Source organism: Leifsonia sp. Leaf264, from assembly GCF_001422325.1.
GTDB lineage: Bacteria > Actinomycetota > Actinomycetes > Actinomycetales > Microbacteriaceae > Orlajensenia.
The window spans coordinates 214,460-234,376 of the sequence record NZ_LMMR01000005.1 but is presented as its reverse complement, the minus strand read 5'-3'; the positions used below and the strand labels follow the sequence as shown (position 1 = coordinate 234,376).

Sequence of the window (19,917 nt, the reverse complement as noted above, 5' to 3'; positions counted from 1 at the left end):
CCAGAACGGTTGTGGCGCGGGACCGACCAGATGGAGAGCACCATGACGAAGAACCGCAAGGCGAAGAGCATCGCCCGCACCCGCGCCGGAAAGACCGGTGAGAAGTACACAGCTGCTCACGCCGCCACAAGCATCGGCTTTGCGGATGACCCAGAGGCGACCAACGCACAGCACCTCGTCACCCTCGTCCGACAAGGAGCTGAGCGCCGCTACGGCACAGACCTTCCGGCCACCGTGCGGACCAGGCTGAACGACGAGCTCGCGTACATCCGCACCGTCGGGTTCGTGGACCACTACCTGACGATGCACGCGATCGTGGAAGCCGCAGAACGGGAGGACGTTGTCGTCGGCCCGGGACGCGGAACCGCGGCAGGCTCTATCATCCTGTACGTCCTCGGTGTGACCGCTGTCGACCCGATCGCCACCAACCTGTTGTTCGACCTGTTCATCAGCCAGGGGCGGAACAACTTCCCGGAGGTGGGTCTCCCCGTCGGCCGCGGCGGCGACAAGCTGCACGGCTTCATTTCCTCAACATGGAGGTCTGAGTCGCCCCGCTGGTTCGAAGAGGTCGTGGACCTCGGCGCCGAACCGCTGACCGTCCAGATCCTCCGGTTGGCCCACATCGACATCGTGACCGACACCGTTCAGCTCATCGAACAGCGCACCGGAACCCGGATCGACGCATCCGCCCTCCTCGCCCACACCAACATGGACGACTCCCGCGTTCGGAAGACCTGGGATGCAATCGCCAACGGGGACACCAACGAGTGCTTCTGCCTGGACTCTGCCGGTGTTCAGGGTTTCGCCGCCCGGGTGAAACCGGGTTCACTCCACGATCTCGCCGCGACCATCGCACTGTTCCGTCCCGCACCGCTCGAGGCCGGCCTCACCGACTTGTTCGCCGGCCGGGCTTCAGGTGACCTGCTCGACTACTCGGAGTACACCACCGACCCGGCTGAACGTGCTGTGATCGCCAGCATCCTCGACGACACCCGCGGTGTCTGGACGTACCTGGAGCAGCTGATGCGGCTCGGAACCGCTGTCGCAGGCTTGGACATCCGGGGCCGAGGCATACTCCGGCGAGCAGTGGCGAAGAAGGACGGGGACCTGTGGACCCGCACGATGGAGGACTTCCGGTCCGGAGCGCTGCGAGACACCGCAGCGGACGGATCTCCGAAGCTGGCGTTCTCCGAAGAGACCACCGCGAAGATTGTCGACTCGATCAACCGCGACGCTCCGTCCCTGTTCACCGCAGCTCACGCCTACCCGTTCGCTCAGGTGGCGTTCGCCACTGCGTACCTGAAGACGAACTGGCCAGCCGAGTTCGCCGAAGCAAGCACTCCCCCCAAGCGTTTTTCCAACACGAAGCAGTCCTCCAACGTACGAAAGCGAGCCCTCAGCGCATGACACAAGGCACCCCCATCACCACCGTCGAGCAGCTCGCCGAGATTCCGTCCGGCGGCATCATCGTCCTCTGGTCGAACGACGGCATGTTCATCAGCACGAACATCTACCGCAAGTGGGGGAGCCAGTGGTGTCTTGTCGACCCGGAAGCCGACCATGATGCCGGCCGAGGCTACGACAACGAGGCGATCATCGTCATCGCCACCGTCCGCGACCGGAAGAACATCGCCCGCGTGTGGGCGCCCGGGGACACCGCGACCGCGGTCATGACCGAGCACAGCCTCGGCGAACTCCCGCAGCGGTCGATCATCGTCGCCGGCACTGGAGACTCCCCGGAGATCTACCAGAACTTCGGTGGCTGGTCCGACATGGAAGGCACCGACGGCATCGGCTCGATCGAGCCAGCCTGGATCCTTCGCGACCCGGTGTGGCACATCTGGTCGAACCCGGACCCGGAGACCGCACCGCTGCAGCCGGAACGCCAGCCTGTCCTCATCCCCGAACGTCCCGCGTACGAGAAGGCCGCCGACACCACTGAGGAGTGGCTGTGCCTCGGCCACCCGGCATGGCCGGGGAACCTCCGCGTCGGCACGCAGGAGGAAGCCGAGAAGTGGTACGACGTGCACGTCGCCGCCCAGCCGGACATCTACCTCGTCCGCCAGGTCACCACCCGGTACTCCGACTACCGCCCCACGAAGCCGTGACCGCGAGCACCGGTGCGCTGGCCGCACCCACACAGCAGATCACCCTGGAGTCCAGCGACGGGCTGTACGAGCTCGACCTCGGATCCGCCGGAGACCCCAACTACCTGATGGTGACCATCCGCATCAAGGGACGACCGGACACCGACCCGCGAGCCACCATCGTCCTCCTCTCCGACATCCTCCACGTCATCACACAGGAGCTGGAGGTGAAGTTCACCGACGTTCGCCTCGCCGAACGACGCAGCGCCCGACCCGACCGGAACCACTGGCGGATCATCGGACTGCTCGGACCCGACCTCGCGTTCGACACCCGCATCCAGGGCCCCGGCACGTTCTTCTCCGACCGCGGCAACCCAGTCGTCATCCCGTCAAACCATGCAGCCACCGTCAGCTTCGGCATCTACGACTCTGAACCCGACGGGTACATGCGCCACACGGTGATGGCTGTCCGAGCGATCGACTTCCTGAACGCGATCAACACCCTCTCAGGGCTCGACTGGGTCGACGCCGGCGGGTACGTCACCCGGCACCTGTCCGACCCGTTGCCACCGTTCGAGGTGTTCCCCAACCGAACCACAGCCGACTGGGTGGACCCGGCAGGCCGGGAAATCAACCGCTGACAACACCCCGCGGGCTCACTGGGTGAGATCCCACGTGTACTTCCCCTCCGCAAACGTCACGGTCACACCGAGCGTAGTGCTGTCGTCGAAAGTGGTAGTGCAGAGCCACAGATCTCCATCAACCATTGACGAAGCAGGCGGGCATTCCGTCTCCACGGCCCGGAAGGCGCGGTCGTTCTCGATCGCATCACGGTTCCAATCGGCGGTGATGCCATCCTCGACCTCAGTGACGGCGCTGGAGTTGTACAGCTCCTTGTACCCGTCTGTGAGGCTGAAAACCCAGAACGCCGCCAGCAGGAACCCAACCCCGCCGACCGAAACGGCCACGACCGCCCACGCACGCTTTAGGTGCTGCTGCTTCGCCCGGACCAAGGCCACGATTCCAGCGGCGACTGCGGCGCCGGACACCAGCACGCCGGGCATCATCCAGAACCACGACAGGACAAACCCGACGATTCCCGCTATCCCCGATATCAGCCCCAGCAGGGTGCTGCTCCGCTTAGCCGGAAGAGCGACAACCGGCGCCCCGACCGGAGGCGCCAGGGTGACGGTCGGCTCAGTCGGTCGATACGGTGGAGGCACCTGACTGGACGACGGGCGCGTGGCGCCGGTCCAGGTGTTTCCGTCCCACCACCGCTCCACACCGGGCGTGGCCTGGTCGTCGTACCAACCTTCGGCTATCTGCACCGGGATCCTCCTCTGACGGATTGAGAGTATCTGCTCGGAACGACATAGGTAGGCAGCGCTAGCGACACGCGCTCTGTTCAGCGTTCTCCCGAGCGGCTCCCAGCAGAGCCGCCACATGTCCTTGGAGCATGAGCTCCACTGCCACCGCCGCCCGGAACCACACGAGCCGGTGGTTCGCGGCCATCGCCCTGGCCACTGTCGCCGCCATCACCGGCGGCACCGTGGTTCCCGCTTTCGCTGCACCGTCAGTCACGAACCCCTCCGCGGACGTCAACGTCCACATCACCGGCAGCCTCGTCCGCTTCGAAGCTGAAGCAGGGGCCGTCGGCACAGCTGATGATCTCGCAGGCTTCCAGGTGGTCACCGCCGACGGCTCTTTCGTCCCTGTCGACGGGTCGCTCATCCCCGTGGACACCGCCTCCGGCGCTACCGTCGACATCGTCGCCATCCCGTCCGCGGCCGTCCTCGACGACGCTGACGTGGCAGCGGTCGGAACCGTCGAAGCCACCTCGAGCACCGGGAAGACGATCGCTGCGGCTGCATCAGCCGCCGGCGACCCGCTCACCGCAAGGTCTGGAACCGTCGCTGCGCAAGAGCCCACGGCCACCGGACCTGTCGCGCATGCGCTGGACATCGCTGTCGTCGCCGATAACGGCAACTGGCCGAACACCTCTGACGCGTACCTGGCCGGTGTGATCACCCGCGTTTCGGCGTTCTGGAAGGAGCAGTCCGCCGGGAAGGTGTCCGGTGTGAAGATCAACAAGATCATCCGGTACAGCTCCGCGAACGGCTGCAACCAGTCCGCCCTGTGGGCTGAAGGGGCGAAGAAGTTCGGCCGCACCGGAACCAACTTCTACTACAGCAACCCCGGAACCGCTTCCAGCGCCGCGCAGCACCTCCTCGTCATCAGCCCCGACGAATGCGGGCTCGACGGCGGCCTCGGCTCGGTAGGGTCCGGCCTCGCATCCGGAGGTCTCGCCTGGGCGGCGCTCGGCGGCGGGTACGTCGACGAGCTCACCGTCACCCACGAGCTCGGCCACAACCTCAGCCTCCTCCACGCCAACCTGCAGGAATGCCCGTTCCCGAAGTACGACGGGTACGTCCAGACCACCAACTCGTACACCAACGGGTGCTCATTCAACGAGTACGCGGACCTGTACGACGTCATGGGCCGCGGCTACATGTTCTGCGACCCGTCCTGCCACGGCAACGCGAACACCCCCGCCCTGAACATCACCAGCAAAGCCCGTCTCAGGATCCTCTCCACCGCCGACCTGAAGCAGGCGTACCTGACCGCGCCGACGAAGACAGCAACCGGGACTTTTACGATCGGCGCTGCCGCGGCGACATCCGGAGTCCGCGGCATCGACATCACCGACCCGAACAACGGGGAGCACTACTACGTCGAATACCGGAACGCGCAAGGCCGCGACGCCAACTCCGTCTACGCCCGTCTCGGGAACATGGGCGCCGGCGTCCGCATCCTGAAAGCGGTCGGGTCCGCCAGCGAAGTTCTCCCGTTCAGCACCGCCTCCGCCCGCAATTTCACCTTCCCGCCCGGGTACACGTTCACGTCCCGCTCCGGCGGCGTCAAGGTGAAGGTGAACTCGAAGGCATCCGGCAGCGCCTCCGTCACTGTCACGCTCACCGACGTCAACCAGTCGAAGTTCACCGGTGACGCGAAACCGACTATCACCGGTCACGCATGGCCGTACGAGACGGTCGCTGCCACGAACGGCGCCGGCTGGTCACCCGCAGCGCAGAAATACACCTACCAGTGGTACCGGAACGGCTCACCGATCACAGACCAGGTCGGAAACACCGGCACGTACCGGGTCCAGCCGACTGACGTCGGAACGACCCTGACCGTCGCGGTCACCGCGATCCGTGACGGCTACGAGACACGCACCCGCACCAGCGCCGCCGCCACGATCCTCCCCACCCCGAGTGTCACCGGGACCACCAAAGCCACGATCACTGGCACCCCCGGCCTGGACCAGACATTGACCGCTCACGCCGGCACCGACTGGTCTCCGAAGCCGACCAGATACGTGTACCAGTGGTACCGGGACAGCGTCGCCATCACAGACGCTCGGACGCAGACCTACAAGTTGACATCCGCCGACATCGGCCATCGGATCATGGCGTACGTCGCCGGGTGGGTTGACGGCTACAAACCCAAGACGTCACTCTCATCGTCAGTCATCGTCCCGGCAGCCCCGTCCCTGAAGGGCTCACTCACCGCGTCCGTATCCGGCTACCGGCAGATCGGGCAGAAGCTCACCGCGGCGAAGGCCGTATCCGTCACCCCGGCCCCGACCGGGTACACCTACCAGTGGTTCCGCGACGGGTCCGCCATCTCGAAAGCGACAGCCGCCACCTACGTGGTGACCGCCGCTGACACCAACCGCGTCATCACCGTCAAGGTCACTGCAGTCCGCGCCGGATACCTGCCGTTGATCACCACCAGCCCGTCCGCCGCGAAGACCGTCGGCCTGAACGTGTTCGTCGGTGACGGCCTCCCAACAATCACCGGCACCCGCGCGAACGGGTCCACGCTGACGGCGCATCCGAACAGCGGCTGGTCGCCGAAACCGACCGGGTACCGGTACCAGTGGTTCCGGAGCGGGGCCGCCATCTCGAAGGCGACAGCCGCCACCTACAAGCAGACCGGGTCGGATGTCGGCAAGGTCATCACCGTGAACGTCGCCGCTGACCGGAAGGGCACCACGTCCCGCACCTGGAAGGCCGCCGCCGGTGCCGCGACTGTGAACGTGTTCACCGGCACCGCCCCGGCGCTGATCACCGGCGAACCGTTCGTCGGCCGCACCCTGACCGCGGGAGCCCGTTCCACGTGGGTTCCGGCCGCCACCAGCTACACCTACCGGTGGTACCGGAACGGTGCTGCGATCGCCGGCGCCACCGGCAAGACGTACGTCGTCACCGCCACCGACAAAGGCAAGAAGCTCACCGTGCACGTCGCCTCGCACCGCACCGGCTACCTGGCTCGCAGCGTCTCCAGCGCACCGACCGTGTCCATCGGGTCCCTGACCGGGTTCGCCGTGAAGACCGCCCCGGCTGTCTCCGGCACCCGGAAGGTCGGATCCGTCCTCTCCGCCAGCACCGGCACCTGGTCGCCGGCCGCCACCACGTACACGTACCAGTGGTACCGGAACGGCGCCGCCATCGCCAAGGCAACCGCGAAGACGTACGCGCAGCAGCTGGCCGACAACAGCACGTCGGTCACCGTGAAGGTCACCGCGAGCCGGTACGGGTACGCCACGAAGACTGCAGCATCAGCTGCCGCTCCCGTGACCACCGGGGCGTTCATTGTCACCGCCGGCGGCCGCCCTACCGTCGCCGGGTACCGGACGATGACCGGGATGCTCACTGCAGTCCCGGCGGCCGCCGCGTACACGCCGGCGCCGACGTCGTTCACGTACCAGTGGCTCCGCGACGGAGTCGCAGTGGCGGGGGAGACCCGCGACCACTACTCCCAGCGCACCACCGACAAGGGCCACGTCATCTCTGTCGAGACCACCGCCCACCGCTCCGGCGTCATCGACCAGAAAGCTGCATCCGCTGGCGACGAAGCCACCAACGGACTCTTCTACGGCGACGCCACCCCGACACTCACCGGCGACCGCGTGGTCGGTGCCGAGCTCCGAGCGGAGCCCGCCACCCACAGCTTCCCCATCCCGGCGTTCTTCCGGTTCACCTGGATGCGGGACGGCGTCGCGTTCGAGAACCCCGACTACAACCGGTACACGCAGAGGGCCACGGACGCCGGCCACATCATCTCCGCCACAGCCACCGCTGTCATGTCCGGCTGGGACGAGAGGACCTGGCACTCAGGCAGCGACCAGATGACGGTCCTTGCTGGGGGGCCGCAAGCTCCGGCTGTCATCAACCCCGCCATCTCCGGCATCCACAAGAACGGCGCCACCCTCACCGTCAACACTGACTGGTCCTGGGCACCGAAAGCCGACTACCTGCTGTTCCAGTGGCTCCGCGACGGCGAACCGATCATCTACGCGAACTCCGGCATGTACGAACTGCAGCCTGAAGACATCGACCATGTGATCAACGTCACCGTCACCGCCTGGAACGGCGAAACGCAGGTCGACAGCTTCACCACCACAGACACCGAACCTGTCACCTACTCGGCGACCGGGTTCGCACCGACAGCCGGGGAGATCATCGTCACGCAGAACGTCACCGGCGGGGCTGGGTCGTTCAAGTTCGACGGCAACCTGTCCTACGGCGACGAAGACGAAGACGGCCAGAACGACTTCCGGTTGGACGCCACACCTGAGGCGCCCGGGTACTCCAGCTTCATCCGAGCCGCCGGAGACCTGTGGTACTTCCAGGCAGTGCAAGCTGACGGGTTCGCCGGCTACCCCACCCCGGTGTGCACCTCGAAGACCCGAGCATCAGGGATCACCATCGAAGGGCCCAGCGTCAGCCTCCACCTCGCCCCCGGCGACATCGTCACCTGCACCCTCACCGCCACGAGGGGCTGAGCCGCCCGGAGATCTCAACGCCGCCGAGCAGGAACCGGCTGTTCCGCACATGTGGGAGCTGTGAAGACTTCCACCGCCCAGCCCCGCGCAACCCGCAAGCGCGCCATGCAGAAGGCAGGGCACCGATGACCACCATCGACACGTCGACCGACGACGACCGTATCCGAGTATCCGACGTCATCCGGAAGGCTGCACTCGCGATCGTCTTCGTGGCGTTCGCCGCCGCGATCATCGCCCCGGAACGCCGTGAGGCTCTGTTCGTCATGATGCGGCTTTCAGTTGCCGCCTCCGCCATCCTCCTCACCTGGGCGGTCAGCCACCTCCGCACCCGTGACAGCTGGGTCAACATCGCCGCCACCGGAGTGGGCGGCATCGTCCTGCCGATGGTCGCTTCGATCATCTGGGACGCGCATCTGTGGAGCTCAACCGCCATCGGAGCCGTCTTCGTCCCCTGGGCCGCCTGGATGGCTGTGACCGTCCAACGGAGCCGCGCCCGATGACCGCCCCGACCGCCGTTGCGGAGCTCCGCAACCCCGCCGACTACGACGGGTCACCCGTCTGCCCGTGCTGCGGGTCCGGATGGGCGCACTGCACCGACGGTTTCGCCCACGAGGAATCCTGCAGCACCTACAGGACCGCCGGTTTCGTCTGCGCCCGATGCGCAGCCGCTTACGGCTGGGAGTACGACGACGACCTGTTCCACAACCGAACCGAAAGGCACCACCATGGCTGACCGCGAAACCGAGATCCGTGCCGTCAACGCCGGCCTCCTCCACATCGACCGGGTGATGAAACTCCGCGTCCTCCTCGAAGTCGTCTCCGGAGACGACTTCACCAACGACGGGGTCGTCAACGCCGTCCAGCGCGAGCTCGGAGAGGCTGAGTACGCCGCCGCGCAGGCCGTACACCAGGGACTCGGGGGGTACGGACGTGCCCATCGCTGATCACACCACCTCGGTGGCATACCGGGCGACGGACGACGGGGTGTGGCTGGAATGCGACTGCGGCCTCGACATCGCCAACCTCGGACACCACCCGACCGTCGCCGACATCGTCGAGGCATCCGACGCGCACATCGCCGAGGAAGCCCTCATCGCAGCAGCCAACCAACTTGCTGGGTTCGCGGCCGACATCCCCGACGAGTACCTGCCGCAGTACCTGACCACAGCACAGGAGTTCAAGCGGGTGTTCATCGCTGACACCACCCGTCACGCGGGCGCCCTCCTGTCCGCCCGCGACCTTGTCGCCTACTGGACCGCACACGTCGCGAAACTGGAGACCGAAACCGCCGCCCGCACCATCGAGGTGACCCTGTGAGCCGTCCCATCCGGTTCCTCGACGAGGTGACCGCCGACGACCACGGATGCTTCTGGATGCACAGCCTGAAAGAGCTCAGCCTCGGTGCTCTGATTCATGGAGCGACGACCTTCGAAGTCACATATGCGGAGATCGACGAAACGGAGTACGTCGAATACTTCGAAGCCTCCGAGGGCGAGACCGTCTACAGGTACCAGCTGACCGAACGGCGGCAAGAGCCGCCCCGCGATGAACGGTTCAGCACAGCCGCATCGGAAGCTGTGGCTGAAGCCCACAGGTCAGTCACCCTCCACGGGTACCGCCCCGACCTCCCGGTCGGCGGCGACGGCGAACTGCAATGGGTCATCGCGAACGACGCCAAAGAGCGCACCGACCGGCACACCGAGGAAGGCACTCTCACCTGGGAGCACATCCTCCGCGAAGAAATCGAAGAAGCGTTCGCTGAAACGGACCCGCAGAAGATCCGCGCCGAGATGGTGCAAGTCGCCGCCGTGGCGTTGAAGATCATCGACGCCATCGACCACCAGGAAGCAGCCCGCTCATGACCACACCACCTGTCACGTTCACCGCCGGCCGACGCAAGAGATCCGAAACACCAGTCGCCGGCGACCACGTCATGTCCCGATGGGGGTGGGCGACCGTCCACCACATCGGCACACCCGACCACACCGGCAAGGACGTCGCCTGGGTCACCCCGGACGACGAACCCAACGGCCCGAACCGGTGGCAGTACCTGGACGACCTGGTCCCCGAGCTCGACGCTCGCACCGGAGTTGTTGAGGTCCGCAAGTACGCCGCTCGCTGCCTCATCTGCGGATGGGACTCCAAGGAACCGTTCGACACCCACCAGGAAGCTGAAGCAGACCGGGTCGCCCACCTCCGCAGCAAGCACCCGCGACCCCACACAAGGAGCACCCGATGAGCAAGCAGGATTTCAACGACCTGGTCAACCTGGGCGTCAGCATCAAGATGCAGGCGGAGAAGCACGGCATCGACCATGACGGGGTCCCGCTCGAAGGTGTCGTCGTCCGCCTCGGCAACCGCATCGGTGAGCTCACCGCAGCGCGGCCGAAGGTCGGCGGGACGTTCGGCGACGGCGCCGGCTGGGCGCTCAACCGGGTCTGGAACCTCGACGGCCACCGCAAGGTCGGCCACCCAGAGGAGGAGAGCGTCGATGTCACCGCCTCCGACATCTCCCAGTTCGCGCACGAAGCCGGCGCCGGCCTCCGGGACGTGTTCGGCGCCGACGCCGGGTTCCCGAAAAAGCCTGACCAGCCGGACACCGATGAGGCCTCCGAGCTCCGGGCGAAGCTGAATCAGATCTTCGCCGAGTGCATGGCGGCGGACTCGTCCACCATGACGCATGAGTTCGTCCGGCACCTGCAGCGGATCGCTGACATCGCCCGCCCCTGACACCAGCACAGCAGCTGAACCGCGGCATGCCGCACATGTAGGAGGTGGAACCGAAGGACGTCGATACTCTCGACCGAGAACCACTGGGGGAGCGAACTTGAACACCGCACGCATCACCGGGGCGACCCTGCTCGCCGCCGCGGCCATCACCGCGCTGGCAGCATGCTCCACGCCGGCACCCGGCAACTCCTGGGCTGACTTCACCATGAAGCCCGCCGCGACCGCCGAGGCGACACCAACACCGACGCTGGTCCCCGGCGACAAGAACGGTGACGGGCGGCTGTCTGAGTTCGAGAAGCAGGTGCTGGCGCAGGACGCACCGAAGGATTACGCGCTGGCTGACGGCACCGTGATGACTGTCGACCCGGCGCAGCCGTTGCCGGACTCGGTGAAGGCCGACATTGTGTCCGGCGCCGCACCAGCCGTGGACGTGTTCAACGCCGACGCCGGCGAAGGGGTTGAGGCCGTGCGTGAGTACCTAAACACGAAGGCTGACCAAGCGGGGCGCGGCGTGGTCGCAGTCATCCACGTCTACTCCAATTCCGACGGGATGGTCTGGGGCGTGCTCGCCTCGAACACGAAGGCGACCATCACGAAGGCCACCCCGGACCAAGCGTCGGCGCTTGTCGCCGCTGAGGCGTGGGCGGCCGCCAAGGGCTATGACGTGGTCGTCATCGACTGACCCCTTCCTTCAGCAGAGCAACGCGAAACGTCCTCATTCCGCACATGTAGGTGCTGTCGCAGCGCCTGCTGCCCGGACCTGAGGATTGACGATGCCCGTATCTGTCTCCGTGATGGAGCTCGAGAAGCTGCTCGACCAGTACTACGACTCGGATCGCGGGTTCGCTGAGGATGCGTGGCGGTTCGTCGCTGACCTCCGCGATGCGATCACCGCCGCCTGTGAAGCGTCCGCGAACCAGCCTGTCGGCGCCTGGGGTTCCTACCTCGGCACCCCGGTCCACATCCCCAGCTTCAACACTGGCGTCGCCTCTGTCGGGGCCGACGAGACTGTGGACGGAGATCTGCTGGCCCGTCTCGCAGCCCTCGCCTCCCAGAACGCTGACCTGGCCGAGCTCGCCGACACCCGGAACCAGCTCCTCGAAGACGCCACCATCCGCGAGGCCGCTCTCGCTGCCGAGCTGGAACGACTCCGGAACGCACCCGCCCACTGGTTCGGCGACGCCCCCGAGAGCATCCGATGACCGCCAACTGGCCGCGCGACCAGCGTCTCCTCACCGAACTCACCGTCGACCGCCTCCGGGAGATCACCGGCACCCGGGAGACGTTCGAGTTCTCCCACTACTCCGAACCGTCCTCCCACTGGGCGGAGCTGGAACCGGACACCGTCATCGAGCAGGACAACGGGACACTCATCGCGACGTTCACCGCCAGGCAGGTCGTGAGCACGGAGCGGACCGCCCGAGTCACCAAGTACTCCTACGGGGTCGAGGACGCCGGGTACAGCAAGACAGCCACGGTGTCCCGGTTCCACGTCGAAGCCACCCACTACGGCGGCAGCGACTACTACACGACGGAAAGCACGGTGAAGTTCGTCATCGCCTACGACCACACCAACGACAAGTGGTACGTGCTGCTGTCCAACAAGGAACCGATCCGGCGCCCCAGGTCCCGCTGACATGGCACGAGTCCATCTCCATCTCCACCTTCACCGGTACCGTACGCGGGTCACACCGTCAGTGCGGCAATGCTCGTGCGGGAAGTACAAGTGCCTGGCCATCTGGTTCAGCCCAGGGTCAGGGTTCGCCATCCGAGGCGGCACCCTCGCCATCAACGGGCACGTCCCCGCCTGCCAGTTCTGCCGGAAGCGGCACTGAGAGGTCCCGATCGTGACGAGCTGAGCTAGTCGACGATCCTCAGGTGCCGGCCGCGCGTCCGGCGGTTCGCTGCTTCCTCTGCGGAGATCCCCGAATCCGCGGCGACCATCGCATCCAGGAACACGTCCGTAGCTGTCGCCAGGAACTCCTGCCAGTCCATCTGCAGTCGCTGCTGGGCTTCCTCTGCCCGAGCTCGCAGGTCGTCATCGGGGGTGAAGGTGATCTGTTGCACCTGTCGAGGGTACAGACGTCGCGGAGCACGCCTAAATCCTGGCCACCTGTCTCACATCCGGAACACCTGTCACGACGGAGTTACAGCCGGGGTGGAGAACACTGGTGATCTTCGCGCCACCGGCGTACCCTTCAAGCAACAGCCCAAACATTCAGAGGGCATCGACCCGCCCCGTGTAGACATGTCCGCGAGGCGGGTCGTTCTGTGCCCGGTGCTTCAGCCGGGAGTGTGGGACACTGGCGGTGATCTTCCAAGGAGAGCTGTTGACCGTCGACGAGACCGCACCTGCCGCACACCACATCCCGGTGATCGAGCATGTACGCCGTGCACTGCTCGTGCTGGTCCTCGTGGTGGGCGCAGCAACCTTCCTCCCTGGTGCGAATGATTTCGCGCTCAGGATCATGCTCGGCGCCGCAGTCGGCGGTGCAGTCGGACTGCTGCCGAGCTCGGTAATCAGACCGCCTCAGCCGCCAGCACCGACGTTCCGAAAGATCGGGCTGTCTGCTGCCATCACCATCGGCACGCCCGTGCTCCTGACAGTTGCACATCAGACGTGGCTGTGGACCGGACCGATTCTCATCGGCGCCGTGCTGACGTTGGTGTCAGCGGGGCTGTACCTTCTGTTCCTCCGCCGGGTTCGCAGCCATGTGCGGGCGATGATAGCGATGATGGCTGCAATGGACGCCGCCACCCCAGCCGCAGTCGAGGATGACCGGCCGAAGCCGGACCAGGGCTAAGCAGCCTTCAGCTCACCCTTCATCGCGGGGATCATCTCGATGATCGCCCCGTCACCCGATGCGGCGATCGCTTCGACCAGGTGCCTGAGAGCGCCCTGGGCGACATCGAGGTTCAATCGGGGCGCTATCGCCTGCGAGCCCTTCGTGCCGACGATCTTCATCATGATCCGGTACTGCTGCTCCGGGTCGCTCGGATAGTCGGACAGAACCAGCTCGATGTTGAACCGCTCGATCAAGTGGACGGGGACGAAGGTCTCCGCATTGATGGCGAGGTAAGAGGTCACAGGGGCAGCCTTCCGGTCAGGGCGTGATTTCTTCACCACCCACATGCGCGGTCATCGACCGTTCTGGTGCCGTTCGCCACATGACTCCCGAACATGCGCACCTCAATGTCGAAACGTCGCCTCCTCCCACTCGTCCTCGCAGCCGCTCTCGCCTTCACAGTCGCGTCACCATCAGCTGCGATGGCCGCCCCGCTGAAATCGTTCTCCGGCAGCGCAGCACCCACCATCTCCGGCGAGCACCGGGTCGGCCTGACGCTGAAGGCGAAAGCGCCGGCATCCTGGTCACCGAAACCGACCAGTGTCACCTACCAGTGGCTGAGGAACGGGAAGCCGATCAAGGGGGCGACCGGAGCCGCGTACAAGGAGAAATGGGAGGACGGGACCACCGTCACGAACGTGAAGGTCACCGCCCATCGGGCCGGGTACGCAGCACGGACCTGGGTGAGCAATTCGAAGGTGAAGACCGCGAAGATCGGGCGTTTCACTGGTGAGCTCTGGCCGGCAGTTGCCGGAGCCAGAGTTGTCGGGGAGACGCTGACCGAGTCGGTGTTCTCAACGATCTCACCTGAGCCGAAGCTCACGTATCAGTGGGTTCGGGACCGGGTTGCGATCCGCGGTGCCACGAAGAGCACCTACGTTCAGGTCGCCGCAGACATTGGACATGCTGTGGAACTCGAAGTCACTGCCTCGAAACTCGGCTACGTCACCGAGAGGTGGAGCATGTTCGCTCCGAACACGGCCTCCAAGCCTTCCGAAGTTCAGTAGCGTTCGGGCCCGGTCAGCTGTCGCCGCCTGACAACGCTGGCGGTTCGATGAACACCACCAAGGGGATGCCTTTGTCGGGGTCGGGTGTGGGGGAGATGTGAATGTCTGCCATGGTCTTTCGAATGTTAGTTGGGGTCGCCGTCACCGGGTTCGGTGTGTTGCGATCTCGGTCAGGTATTGGGAGTTTGTGAGGCAGGAGTCGAGGCCGATCGCTTCCAGCGCGTGCTGCCCGGCGAAACCGGTCAACCCTCTCGCTTTGGCGACTTCCTGGATCTGCTTGTAGGCAGCGCCGGCTTCACCGGCCGCTGCTTTCCGGAGCCAGAACGCGAGCTCCTGAATGCCGGACACCACCTTCTTCGGCGCTGCGGTCGACACGTGCGCTTCCAGCACGTCTGCTTCGTAGGCTGCGCCGCGGCGCATCTCGAACTGCTCCTCGGAGGCGTGACGGAGCGGGTCTTCCAACCGCCAGGACACTTCGTCGCTGTGCGGCAGGTCGAGACGTCTCATCGCCCCTTCGAGCGACAGGGTGGACGTGCCGAAGTACGCAAGGTGAGCATCGCCCGCGGCGATCTCCTGGAAGCGGAGGACCTGCTCTTCGGCGAACTGGCGGCGGTACCGCGGGAACGTCTTGAACTTCAGCAGTTCGGTCAGCTCGAGCGACTGGTGCGCGAACAGGCACCGGAGCGCGTAGATGTCATCCACCAGCAGGCTGAGTGCCTTGACGGTTGCGTCGGTCATGTTGTCCATGGCACCAACATGTGCGGAACCATCTGCGAATGCCGGCCGCGATTGGTCAGCGGCTGGCGACCGAGGTCGCGTACCCGTGGTTGGTGAGGAGTTCGTCCATCCCGAGCGCTCGGAGGGCATGCTTCCCGGAGCGCTCCTCCATGCCTTCGGCGCGCTCGTACGTCTGCACCCACAGGCCCAGCTTGTACGCCTCCCCCTTCGCAGCCTCGCGGAGCCGAGCAGCCTGCTCGAACAGGATGACCTGTACCTTCTTCGCTTCGTGTCCGGTGAGGTGGGCTTCGAGGACATCGGCCTCGTACGATGCGGCACGGCGAAGAGCGAATCGCTCCTCCGATGCGTGTCGGACGACCTTGTTCTCGATCTTCCATGACTCCTCGTCGGAGTGCGGGATGCCGAGACGTTTGGAGGAATGGTTGAGCGACAGGTAGGAGGTGTCAGCGTAGGCGGCGGCCACCTTACCGCCGGCGGAGAGCTGAATCCGCTTGATCTGCTCGTCGGCGAACCTGCGTCGGGACTTCGGGAACGTCTTGTACTGCAGGGCGTCCGGCAGCACCAGCGACTCGTACGCGAACTCGCACCGCAGCCAGTAGATCTCGTCCACGAGCTCGCTGAGGGCGCGGTTGTCTTCTTCGCTCATTTTCTCCATGACACCTTCATGTGCGGACGCCGGGTGGATTGACAGCATGCCATGACGGCAGTTCCGGTTTGTGCCGCACATGCAGGTGAGGACAACCGAAAGGACCCCCGTGTTCGCCCGCCTCCGCCGCACCACCCAAGCCGACTGGCAGGAGCTCGTCGATGCACCGTTGGCGGTCGCCGCCCTCGTGTTCCTCGCCGCGTACTCCTATGAGGTCCTCGCAAACCCGGACGCCACCGGTGTGACGATCGCTGAGGTGATCATCTGGATCACCTGGGTGGTGTTCGTCGTCGACTACCTCGTCAACTTCTACCTGGCGGAACACCGGTTGAAGTGGGTGAGCACCCACCTTCTCGACTTGGCGGCGGTGGTCCTGCCGATGTTCCGTCCGTTGCGGCTGCTCCGCCTCGTCAGCCTCGTCTCGATGCTGAACCGAACCGTCGGGGAGAAGTTCCGCGGGCAGGTGGTCGTGTATGTCGCCGGCGCCAGCGTCCTCCTCATCTACGTCAGCGCGTTGGCGATGGTCGACGCGGAACGCGGACACGACGGCGGCATCCAAGACTTGGGCCAAGCCATCTGGTGGGCGTTCGTCACCGTCACCACCGTCGGGTACGGCGACTACTTCCCCGTCACCGCAGAGGGCCGCATGATCGCCGTCGCGGTGATGATCTCCGGCATCACACTCATCGGTGTGGTCACCGCCACGTTCGCCTCCTGGATCGTCGAGAAGGTCAGCGCCCGAGAGGAAGCGGAAGAAGCCCTCACCCGGAAGGAGATCATCGAGCTCGGGGATGAGATCGCCGCGCTGCGGAAGCTGATCGAGGAGAAGGTGGTCGCTTAGACGACCCAACCCAGGCCCGACAGCAGACCGGCCGGCATCACGGGCGTAGGCTCCGGTGCATGCCTCTGCCCGCGTCGTTGGTCGTCCCCGTCGACGTGGCGCTTGCCCGACCGGTGGCGAAGGTCCCGCACAGCGGAGACCTGCAGTTCGAACCGAAACTGGACGGTTTCCGGACGGTGATCGTCCGCGACGGAACCTCCACCACTTTGTGGTCCAGAGCCCGGAAGCCTCTCACCGACTACTTCCCGGAAGTCGTGGCGGCAGCGTCGAAGATGATCCCGGACGGCTGCGTCGTCGACGGGGAAACCGTCATCTGGGCTGGATCCCGTCTGGACTTCGACGCGATGCAACGCAGGATGGGGCGCGGCGCCAAGTCCGCCGCGAAACTCGCCCATGAACTGCCGGCATCTTTCGCTGCGTTCGACCTGCTCGCCGTCGCAGGCCACGACATCCGCCCGCAACCGCTACGGCTCCGCCGGCAACTGCTCGACGAGCTCGGGAAGGGGTGGGCGCCTCCCCTCACCGTGAACATGCGCACCCTCGACCCGAACGTCGCGGAGGAGTGGATGTGGACGATGCCGAACGCCGGGATCGAAGGTGTGGTCGTGAAGGAACTGTCAGCCCGGTACATCGGCGGCACCCGCGCCTGGGGGAAGGTGAAGCACCGGAATACCATCGACACGGTCGCCGGAGCGGTCATAGGGTCATTCGACCGGCCGTACGAGATCGTGGTCGGCTTCTGGCGAGGCAGCGGCCTGCGCATCGCCGGCAGGTCCACACCGCTCGCGCCCGCGCAAGCCCGGACGCTCGCTCCTCTGCTGCTCCCTCCGCTTTCTGCGCATGATTGGCCGGCGGTGGTGAAGCCGGGTGCGTTGTCGCATTTCTCGTCGTCTCGTGATGAGGTGCACTTGTCGTTGATCGAGCCGTTGGTCGTGGAGGTGTCGGCGGATATCGCTTGGTCGGGGGAGTCGTTCCGGCATGGTGTGCGGTTCTTGCGGGCACGGCCTGATGTGGATCCTCGCGGTGTGGTGACGCCGGGGCGTTAGCCGTCTGCCACATGTCTGATCTGTGAGCCGGTTCCGGCTGACGGATTGGATTCGCGATGATGTTGCCCCTGCCACGGAGACGGTTCCGTCATGATTTGACGTCGTGGCGGGCGGCGATCGACCTCGCTTCGATCATGGTCGGTGTTCTGGTGATCGCCGTCGTCGGCGGCATCCTGACCGCCACCGTGTTTGCGGTGATTCCGTGGGCTCAGGACGGCGCTGCGAAGCAGCAGGCTGCGTCCGCCGCCGACGCTGAGTCTGCTTTCCGTGGCCTGCATCTCGGGAAGCCGGACGCCACCTCAACCGGGTACGGCGCTTACCAGCAGCTGGTCGACGATGGCCTGCTGAAGGACGACATCGACGGGTTGTGTGTCGACACGGTGGACCCGTCTGGGTTTGTGGCGATCACCCAGAGCAGTACCGGGAAAGCCTGGTTCAAGGCCGATTCGTCAAGTCCGGAGCCCGTGAAGGCGACCCAGGCTGAGTTCGCTGGCTGCTCAGAGAACACGGAGGCGCTCGGTTCAGCGCAGGCAGCTCAGGCTCCTGACGCGACGATGGCGTTGACCATTGACACGTCCCGACGGTACTTCGGTGCCTCCGGCAGCAAATGCACGGCTTTCGCTTTGCCGATCGCTGGGACTGTGGCAGCGACTGTCGACTGGGGTGACGGTTCAATCGTGCAGACAGTCACGAATCAGTACCCAGCCCACACGTATGCGGCTGACAAGGTGTTCACCATCAAGGTCGACGGCACGTTCACCCATTACGGGCAGTACCCGGTCGGCAGCACGTTCGACATGGGCCGCACCGGGTGCGTCACGGTGGAGCATTGGGGCAAGGACACCGGAACGGTCACCACCAACGGTGTGTATGCCAACTACCCAGCTGCGTCCGGAGCCGCCCGACCGCCTCGGACTGTGACGTCGTACCGGAACGCGTTCCTGGGAGCTTCGACGTTCAACCAGAACGTCGACGGTTGGGTCGGATCGAACGTCACCGACATGGAAAGCATGTTCAACGGGGCGGCTGCGTTCAACCAGCCGGTGAGCACCTGGGACACCTCCCAGGTCACATCCTTCAAGAGCCTGTTCGAGGGTGCTGCTGCGTTCAACCAGCCGGTCAGCGCTTGGAAGACTCCGAAGGTGACGACGATGGAGCGGATGTTCCTGATGGCGTCAGCGTTCGATCAGGACATCAACTCGTGGGACACCTCTCAGGTCACCAACCTGAACCAGACGTTCCTGATGGCGTCGGCGTTCAACCACCCTCTGGATCAGTGGAAGACCGGCAAGGTCACAGTCCTGCTCCAGACGTTCAAGAGCGCTCCGAACTTCAATCAGGACATCAGCAGCTGGAACACGTCAGCGGTCACATCTCTCGGTGAGACGTTCACCGGGGCGACAGCGTTCAACAAGCCGCTCGAATCGTGGGATGTGTCCCATGTCACTGACATGTCGAGCGCGTTCTTCCTCGCCACCGCTTTCAACCAGGACCTGTCCAGCTGGAACACCGCCCGAGTCACGGACATGAGCCAGATGTTCCGGAGCGCGTCATCGTTCAACAAGCCCCTCGGATCGTGGGACGTGTCGAAGGTCACCTCGTTCAACACCATGTTCGACGGCGCCACTGTGTTCAATCAGGATCTGGGGGAGTGGGCCACGTCATCTGCCATCTGGATGTCGTCCATGTTTGGGCACATGGACGCTTTCAACCAGGACATCGGTGACTGGGACACATCGAACGTCACCACCATGAGCGACATGTTCTGGAGCTCCCGAGCGTTCAACCAGGACCTGTCCCGGTGGAACGTGGCGAAGGTCACAGATCACGGGTCGTTCAGCGGCGGATCGTTGCTGACTCCGGCGCACCTGCCGTTGTTTCCGTGATGCCGTAGGTCGGGCTGCCGCCACATGCCTGCAGGAGGTGAGGAAAACTTCCGGAGTTCGGGTCCTGTGGGCGACAGCTGTCGCTGCTGTGCTGCTGGCGTTCTCGGCGCCCGCTTCCGCTGACACGTTCGGCTTCCCGGACCCGGTGGTCGTTGACAGCCCAGTGACGATCGCCCCTCCGGAGGTGTTCGCTTCTGACGGCCGCCCGGAGTTGCCTGACGGCACGCCGGTCGGGGCGA

24 protein-coding genes are annotated in these 19,917 nt (G+C 65.3%); 19 read left to right on the top strand and 5 right to left on the bottom strand.

The genetic code is table 11. The annotated features are described in order from the left end of the window. Window positions 1-42: 42 nt before the first annotated feature. From ASF30_RS10240 to ASF30_RS10230, 3 genes are read left to right on the top strand one after another with little or no spacing between them, the layout of a single operon-like run. On the top strand, window positions 43-1,407 hold the full coding sequence (locus tag ASF30_RS10240; protein WP_055905649.1) for a hypothetical protein: 1,365 nt from the start codon (window positions 43-45) through the stop codon (window positions 1,405-1,407). Beyond that, on the top strand, window positions 1,404-2,108 hold the full coding sequence (locus ASF30_RS10235) for a hypothetical protein (protein ID WP_055905647.1): 705 nt from the start codon (window positions 1,404-1,406) through the stop codon (window positions 2,106-2,108). The genes ASF30_RS10240 and ASF30_RS10235 overlap by 4 nt, the downstream gene beginning before the upstream one ends. Further along, entirely contained in the window at window positions 2,105-2,728 is a 624-nt protein-coding gene (locus ASF30_RS10230) for a hypothetical protein (RefSeq protein WP_055905644.1), read from the top strand. The genes ASF30_RS10235 and ASF30_RS10230 overlap by 4 nt, the downstream gene beginning before the upstream one ends. Window positions 2,729-2,743: 15 nt before the next feature. Here ASF30_RS10230 and ASF30_RS10225 read toward each other — a convergent pair whose 3' ends face one another. After that, complete coding sequence (locus tag ASF30_RS10225; RefSeq protein WP_055905640.1) at window positions 2,744-3,415, bottom strand: DUF2510 domain-containing protein; 672 nt, start codon at window positions 3,413-3,415, stop codon at window positions 2,744-2,746. A 128-nt stretch (window positions 3,416-3,543) separates the two neighbouring features. On the opposite strand from ASF30_RS10225, the gene ASF30_RS10220 reads away from it, so the two are divergent. The 11 genes from ASF30_RS10220 to ASF30_RS10170 all read left to right on the top strand — a co-directional run bounded on the left by ASF30_RS10220 (window position 3,544) and on the right by ASF30_RS10170 (window position 12,304). Next, window positions 3,544-7,938: a hypothetical protein gene (locus tag ASF30_RS10220; RefSeq protein ID WP_055905637.1), complete on the top strand. Its 4,395-nt coding sequence runs from the start codon at window positions 3,544-3,546 to the stop codon at window positions 7,936-7,938. A gap of 125 nt (window positions 7,939-8,063) precedes the next feature. After that, complete coding sequence (locus ASF30_RS10215) at window positions 8,064-8,438, top strand: hypothetical protein (RefSeq protein ID WP_055905634.1); 375 nt, start codon at window positions 8,064-8,066, stop codon at window positions 8,436-8,438. After that, the gene (locus tag ASF30_RS10210) at window positions 8,435-8,671 is read left to right on the top strand and encodes a hypothetical protein (protein ID WP_055905632.1); all 237 of its coding nucleotides are present in this window, start codon (window positions 8,435-8,437) and stop codon (window positions 8,669-8,671) included. The genes ASF30_RS10215 and ASF30_RS10210 overlap by 4 nt, the downstream gene beginning before the upstream one ends. Continuing rightward, window positions 8,664-8,882: a hypothetical protein gene (locus ASF30_RS10205; RefSeq protein WP_055905629.1), complete on the top strand. Its 219-nt coding sequence runs from the start codon at window positions 8,664-8,666 to the stop codon at window positions 8,880-8,882. Before ASF30_RS10210 ends, ASF30_RS10205 begins: the two co-directional genes overlap by 8 nt. Further along, the gene (locus ASF30_RS10200; RefSeq protein WP_055905624.1) at window positions 8,869-9,255 is read left to right on the top strand and encodes a hypothetical protein; all 387 of its coding nucleotides are present in this window, start codon (window positions 8,869-8,871) and stop codon (window positions 9,253-9,255) included. Before ASF30_RS10205 ends, ASF30_RS10200 begins: the two co-directional genes overlap by 14 nt. Beyond that, the gene (locus ASF30_RS10195) at window positions 9,252-9,800 is read left to right on the top strand and encodes a hypothetical protein (RefSeq protein WP_055905621.1); all 549 of its coding nucleotides are present in this window, start codon (window positions 9,252-9,254) and stop codon (window positions 9,798-9,800) included. Before ASF30_RS10200 ends, ASF30_RS10195 begins: the two co-directional genes overlap by 4 nt. Then, entirely contained in the window at window positions 9,797-10,177 is a 381-nt protein-coding gene (locus ASF30_RS10190; RefSeq protein ID WP_055905618.1) for a hypothetical protein, read from the top strand. Before ASF30_RS10195 ends, ASF30_RS10190 begins: the two co-directional genes overlap by 4 nt. Then, entirely contained in the window at window positions 10,174-10,668 is a 495-nt protein-coding gene (locus ASF30_RS10185) for a hypothetical protein (protein ID WP_055905615.1), read from the top strand. Before ASF30_RS10190 ends, ASF30_RS10185 begins: the two co-directional genes overlap by 4 nt. A 97-nt stretch (window positions 10,669-10,765) precedes the next feature. Continuing rightward, window positions 10,766-11,350 (top strand): hypothetical protein, encoded by a 585-nt coding sequence (locus tag ASF30_RS10180; RefSeq protein WP_055905612.1) that lies wholly within the window; start codon window positions 10,766-10,768, stop codon window positions 11,348-11,350. 91 nt (window positions 11,351-11,441) lie between these two features. Next, window positions 11,442-11,870, top strand: a complete 429-nt coding sequence (locus ASF30_RS10175; RefSeq protein ID WP_157497182.1) for a hypothetical protein — start codon at window positions 11,442-11,444, stop codon at window positions 11,868-11,870. After that, entirely contained in the window at window positions 11,867-12,304 is a 438-nt protein-coding gene (locus ASF30_RS10170) for a hypothetical protein (protein WP_055905606.1), read from the top strand. Before ASF30_RS10175 ends, ASF30_RS10170 begins: the two co-directional genes overlap by 4 nt. A 224-nt stretch (window positions 12,305-12,528) precedes the next feature. Here the strand turns inward: ASF30_RS10170 and ASF30_RS10165 are convergent, their stop codons facing one another. Next, a complete protein-coding gene (locus ASF30_RS10165) occupies window positions 12,529-12,735 on the bottom strand; it encodes a hypothetical protein (protein ID WP_055905603.1) in 207 nt (68 codons plus the stop codon). A 263-nt stretch (window positions 12,736-12,998) separates the two neighbouring features. Between ASF30_RS10165 and ASF30_RS10160 the strand changes: the two genes are divergently transcribed. Beyond that, window positions 12,999-13,472 carry a hypothetical protein gene (locus ASF30_RS10160; protein WP_055905600.1) on the top strand — a complete coding sequence of 158 codons (474 nt, stop codon included), beginning with the start codon at window positions 12,999-13,001 and terminating at the stop codon, window positions 13,470-13,472. Here the strand turns inward: ASF30_RS10160 and ASF30_RS10155 are convergent. Then, window positions 13,469-13,756, bottom strand: coding sequence for a hypothetical protein (locus ASF30_RS10155; protein ID WP_157497180.1), 288 nt, complete (start codon window positions 13,754-13,756; stop codon window positions 13,469-13,471). The genes ASF30_RS10160 and ASF30_RS10155 overlap by 4 nt on opposite strands. 93 nt (window positions 13,757-13,849) lie before the next feature. Here ASF30_RS10155 and ASF30_RS10150 point away from each other — a divergent pair, with 93 nt between their 5' ends. Next, window positions 13,850-14,521, top strand: coding sequence for a hypothetical protein (locus tag ASF30_RS10150; protein ID WP_157497178.1), 672 nt, complete (start codon window positions 13,850-13,852; stop codon window positions 14,519-14,521). A gap of 141 nt (window positions 14,522-14,662) precedes the next feature. On the opposite strand, the gene ASF30_RS10145 is transcribed toward ASF30_RS10150, so the two are convergent. Further along, window positions 14,663-15,259 carry a hypothetical protein gene (locus ASF30_RS10145; protein WP_157497176.1) on the bottom strand — a complete coding sequence of 199 codons (597 nt, stop codon included), beginning with the start codon at window positions 15,257-15,259 and terminating at the stop codon, window positions 14,663-14,665. Between the two features lie 55 nt (window positions 15,260-15,314). Next, window positions 15,315-15,905, bottom strand: coding sequence for a hypothetical protein (locus ASF30_RS10140; protein ID WP_055905589.1), 591 nt, complete (start codon window positions 15,903-15,905; stop codon window positions 15,315-15,317). Between the two features lie 109 nt (window positions 15,906-16,014). Between ASF30_RS10140 and ASF30_RS10135 the strand changes: the two genes are divergently transcribed. The 3 genes from ASF30_RS10135 to ASF30_RS10125 all read left to right on the top strand — a co-directional run bounded on the left by ASF30_RS10135 (window position 16,015) and on the right by ASF30_RS10125 (window position 19,678). Continuing rightward, on the top strand, window positions 16,015-16,746 hold the full coding sequence (locus ASF30_RS10135; protein WP_235480320.1) for a potassium channel family protein: 732 nt from the start codon (window positions 16,015-16,017) through the stop codon (window positions 16,744-16,746). A gap of 77 nt (window positions 16,747-16,823) precedes the next feature. Continuing rightward, window positions 16,824-17,792, top strand: a complete 969-nt coding sequence (locus tag ASF30_RS10130) for an ATP-dependent DNA ligase (protein WP_235480319.1) — start codon at window positions 16,824-16,826, stop codon at window positions 17,790-17,792. 134 nt (window positions 17,793-17,926) lie between these two features. Further along, entirely contained in the window at window positions 17,927-19,678 is a 1,752-nt protein-coding gene (locus ASF30_RS10125; protein WP_162240748.1) for a BspA family leucine-rich repeat surface protein, read from the top strand. The last annotated feature ends 239 nt before the right edge of the window (window positions 19,679-19,917 follow it).

Coding starts and splice junctions, on each gene's coding strand:
- ASF30_RS10240 (WP_055905649.1), top strand. CDS start 43: ATGACGAAGAACCGCAAGGCGAAGAGCATCGCCCGCACCCGCGCCGGA.
- ASF30_RS10235 (WP_055905647.1), top strand. CDS start 1,404: ATGACACAAGGCACCCCCATCACCACCGTCGAGCAGCTCGCCGAGATT.
- ASF30_RS10220 (WP_055905637.1), top strand. CDS start 3,544: ATGAGCTCCACTGCCACCGCCGCCCGGAACCACACGAGCCGGTGGTTC.
- ASF30_RS10215 (WP_055905634.1), top strand. CDS start 8,064: ATGACCACCATCGACACGTCGACCGACGACGACCGTATCCGAGTATCC.
- ASF30_RS10210 (WP_055905632.1), top strand. CDS start 8,435: ATGACCGCCCCGACCGCCGTTGCGGAGCTCCGCAACCCCGCCGACTAC.
- ASF30_RS10205 (WP_055905629.1), top strand. CDS start 8,664: ATGGCTGACCGCGAAACCGAGATCCGTGCCGTCAACGCCGGCCTCCTC.
- ASF30_RS10190 (WP_055905618.1), top strand. CDS start 9,797: ATGACCACACCACCTGTCACGTTCACCGCCGGCCGACGCAAGAGATCC.
- ASF30_RS10185 (WP_055905615.1), top strand. CDS start 10,174: ATGAGCAAGCAGGATTTCAACGACCTGGTCAACCTGGGCGTCAGCATC.
- ASF30_RS10175 (WP_157497182.1), top strand. CDS start 11,442: ATGCCCGTATCTGTCTCCGTGATGGAGCTCGAGAAGCTGCTCGACCAG.
- ASF30_RS10170 (WP_055905606.1), top strand. CDS start 11,867: ATGACCGCCAACTGGCCGCGCGACCAGCGTCTCCTCACCGAACTCACC.
- ASF30_RS10150 (WP_157497178.1), top strand. CDS start 13,850: ATGCGCACCTCAATGTCGAAACGTCGCCTCCTCCCACTCGTCCTCGCA.
- ASF30_RS10145 (WP_157497176.1), bottom strand. CDS start 15,259: ATGACCGACGCAACCGTCAAGGCACTCAGCCTGCTGGTGGATGACATC.
- ASF30_RS10140 (WP_055905589.1), bottom strand. CDS start 15,905: ATGAGCGAAGAAGACAACCGCGCCCTCAGCGAGCTCGTGGACGAGATC.
- ASF30_RS10125 (WP_162240748.1), top strand. CDS start 17,927: ATGGTCGGTGTTCTGGTGATCGCCGTCGTCGGCGGCATCCTGACCGCC.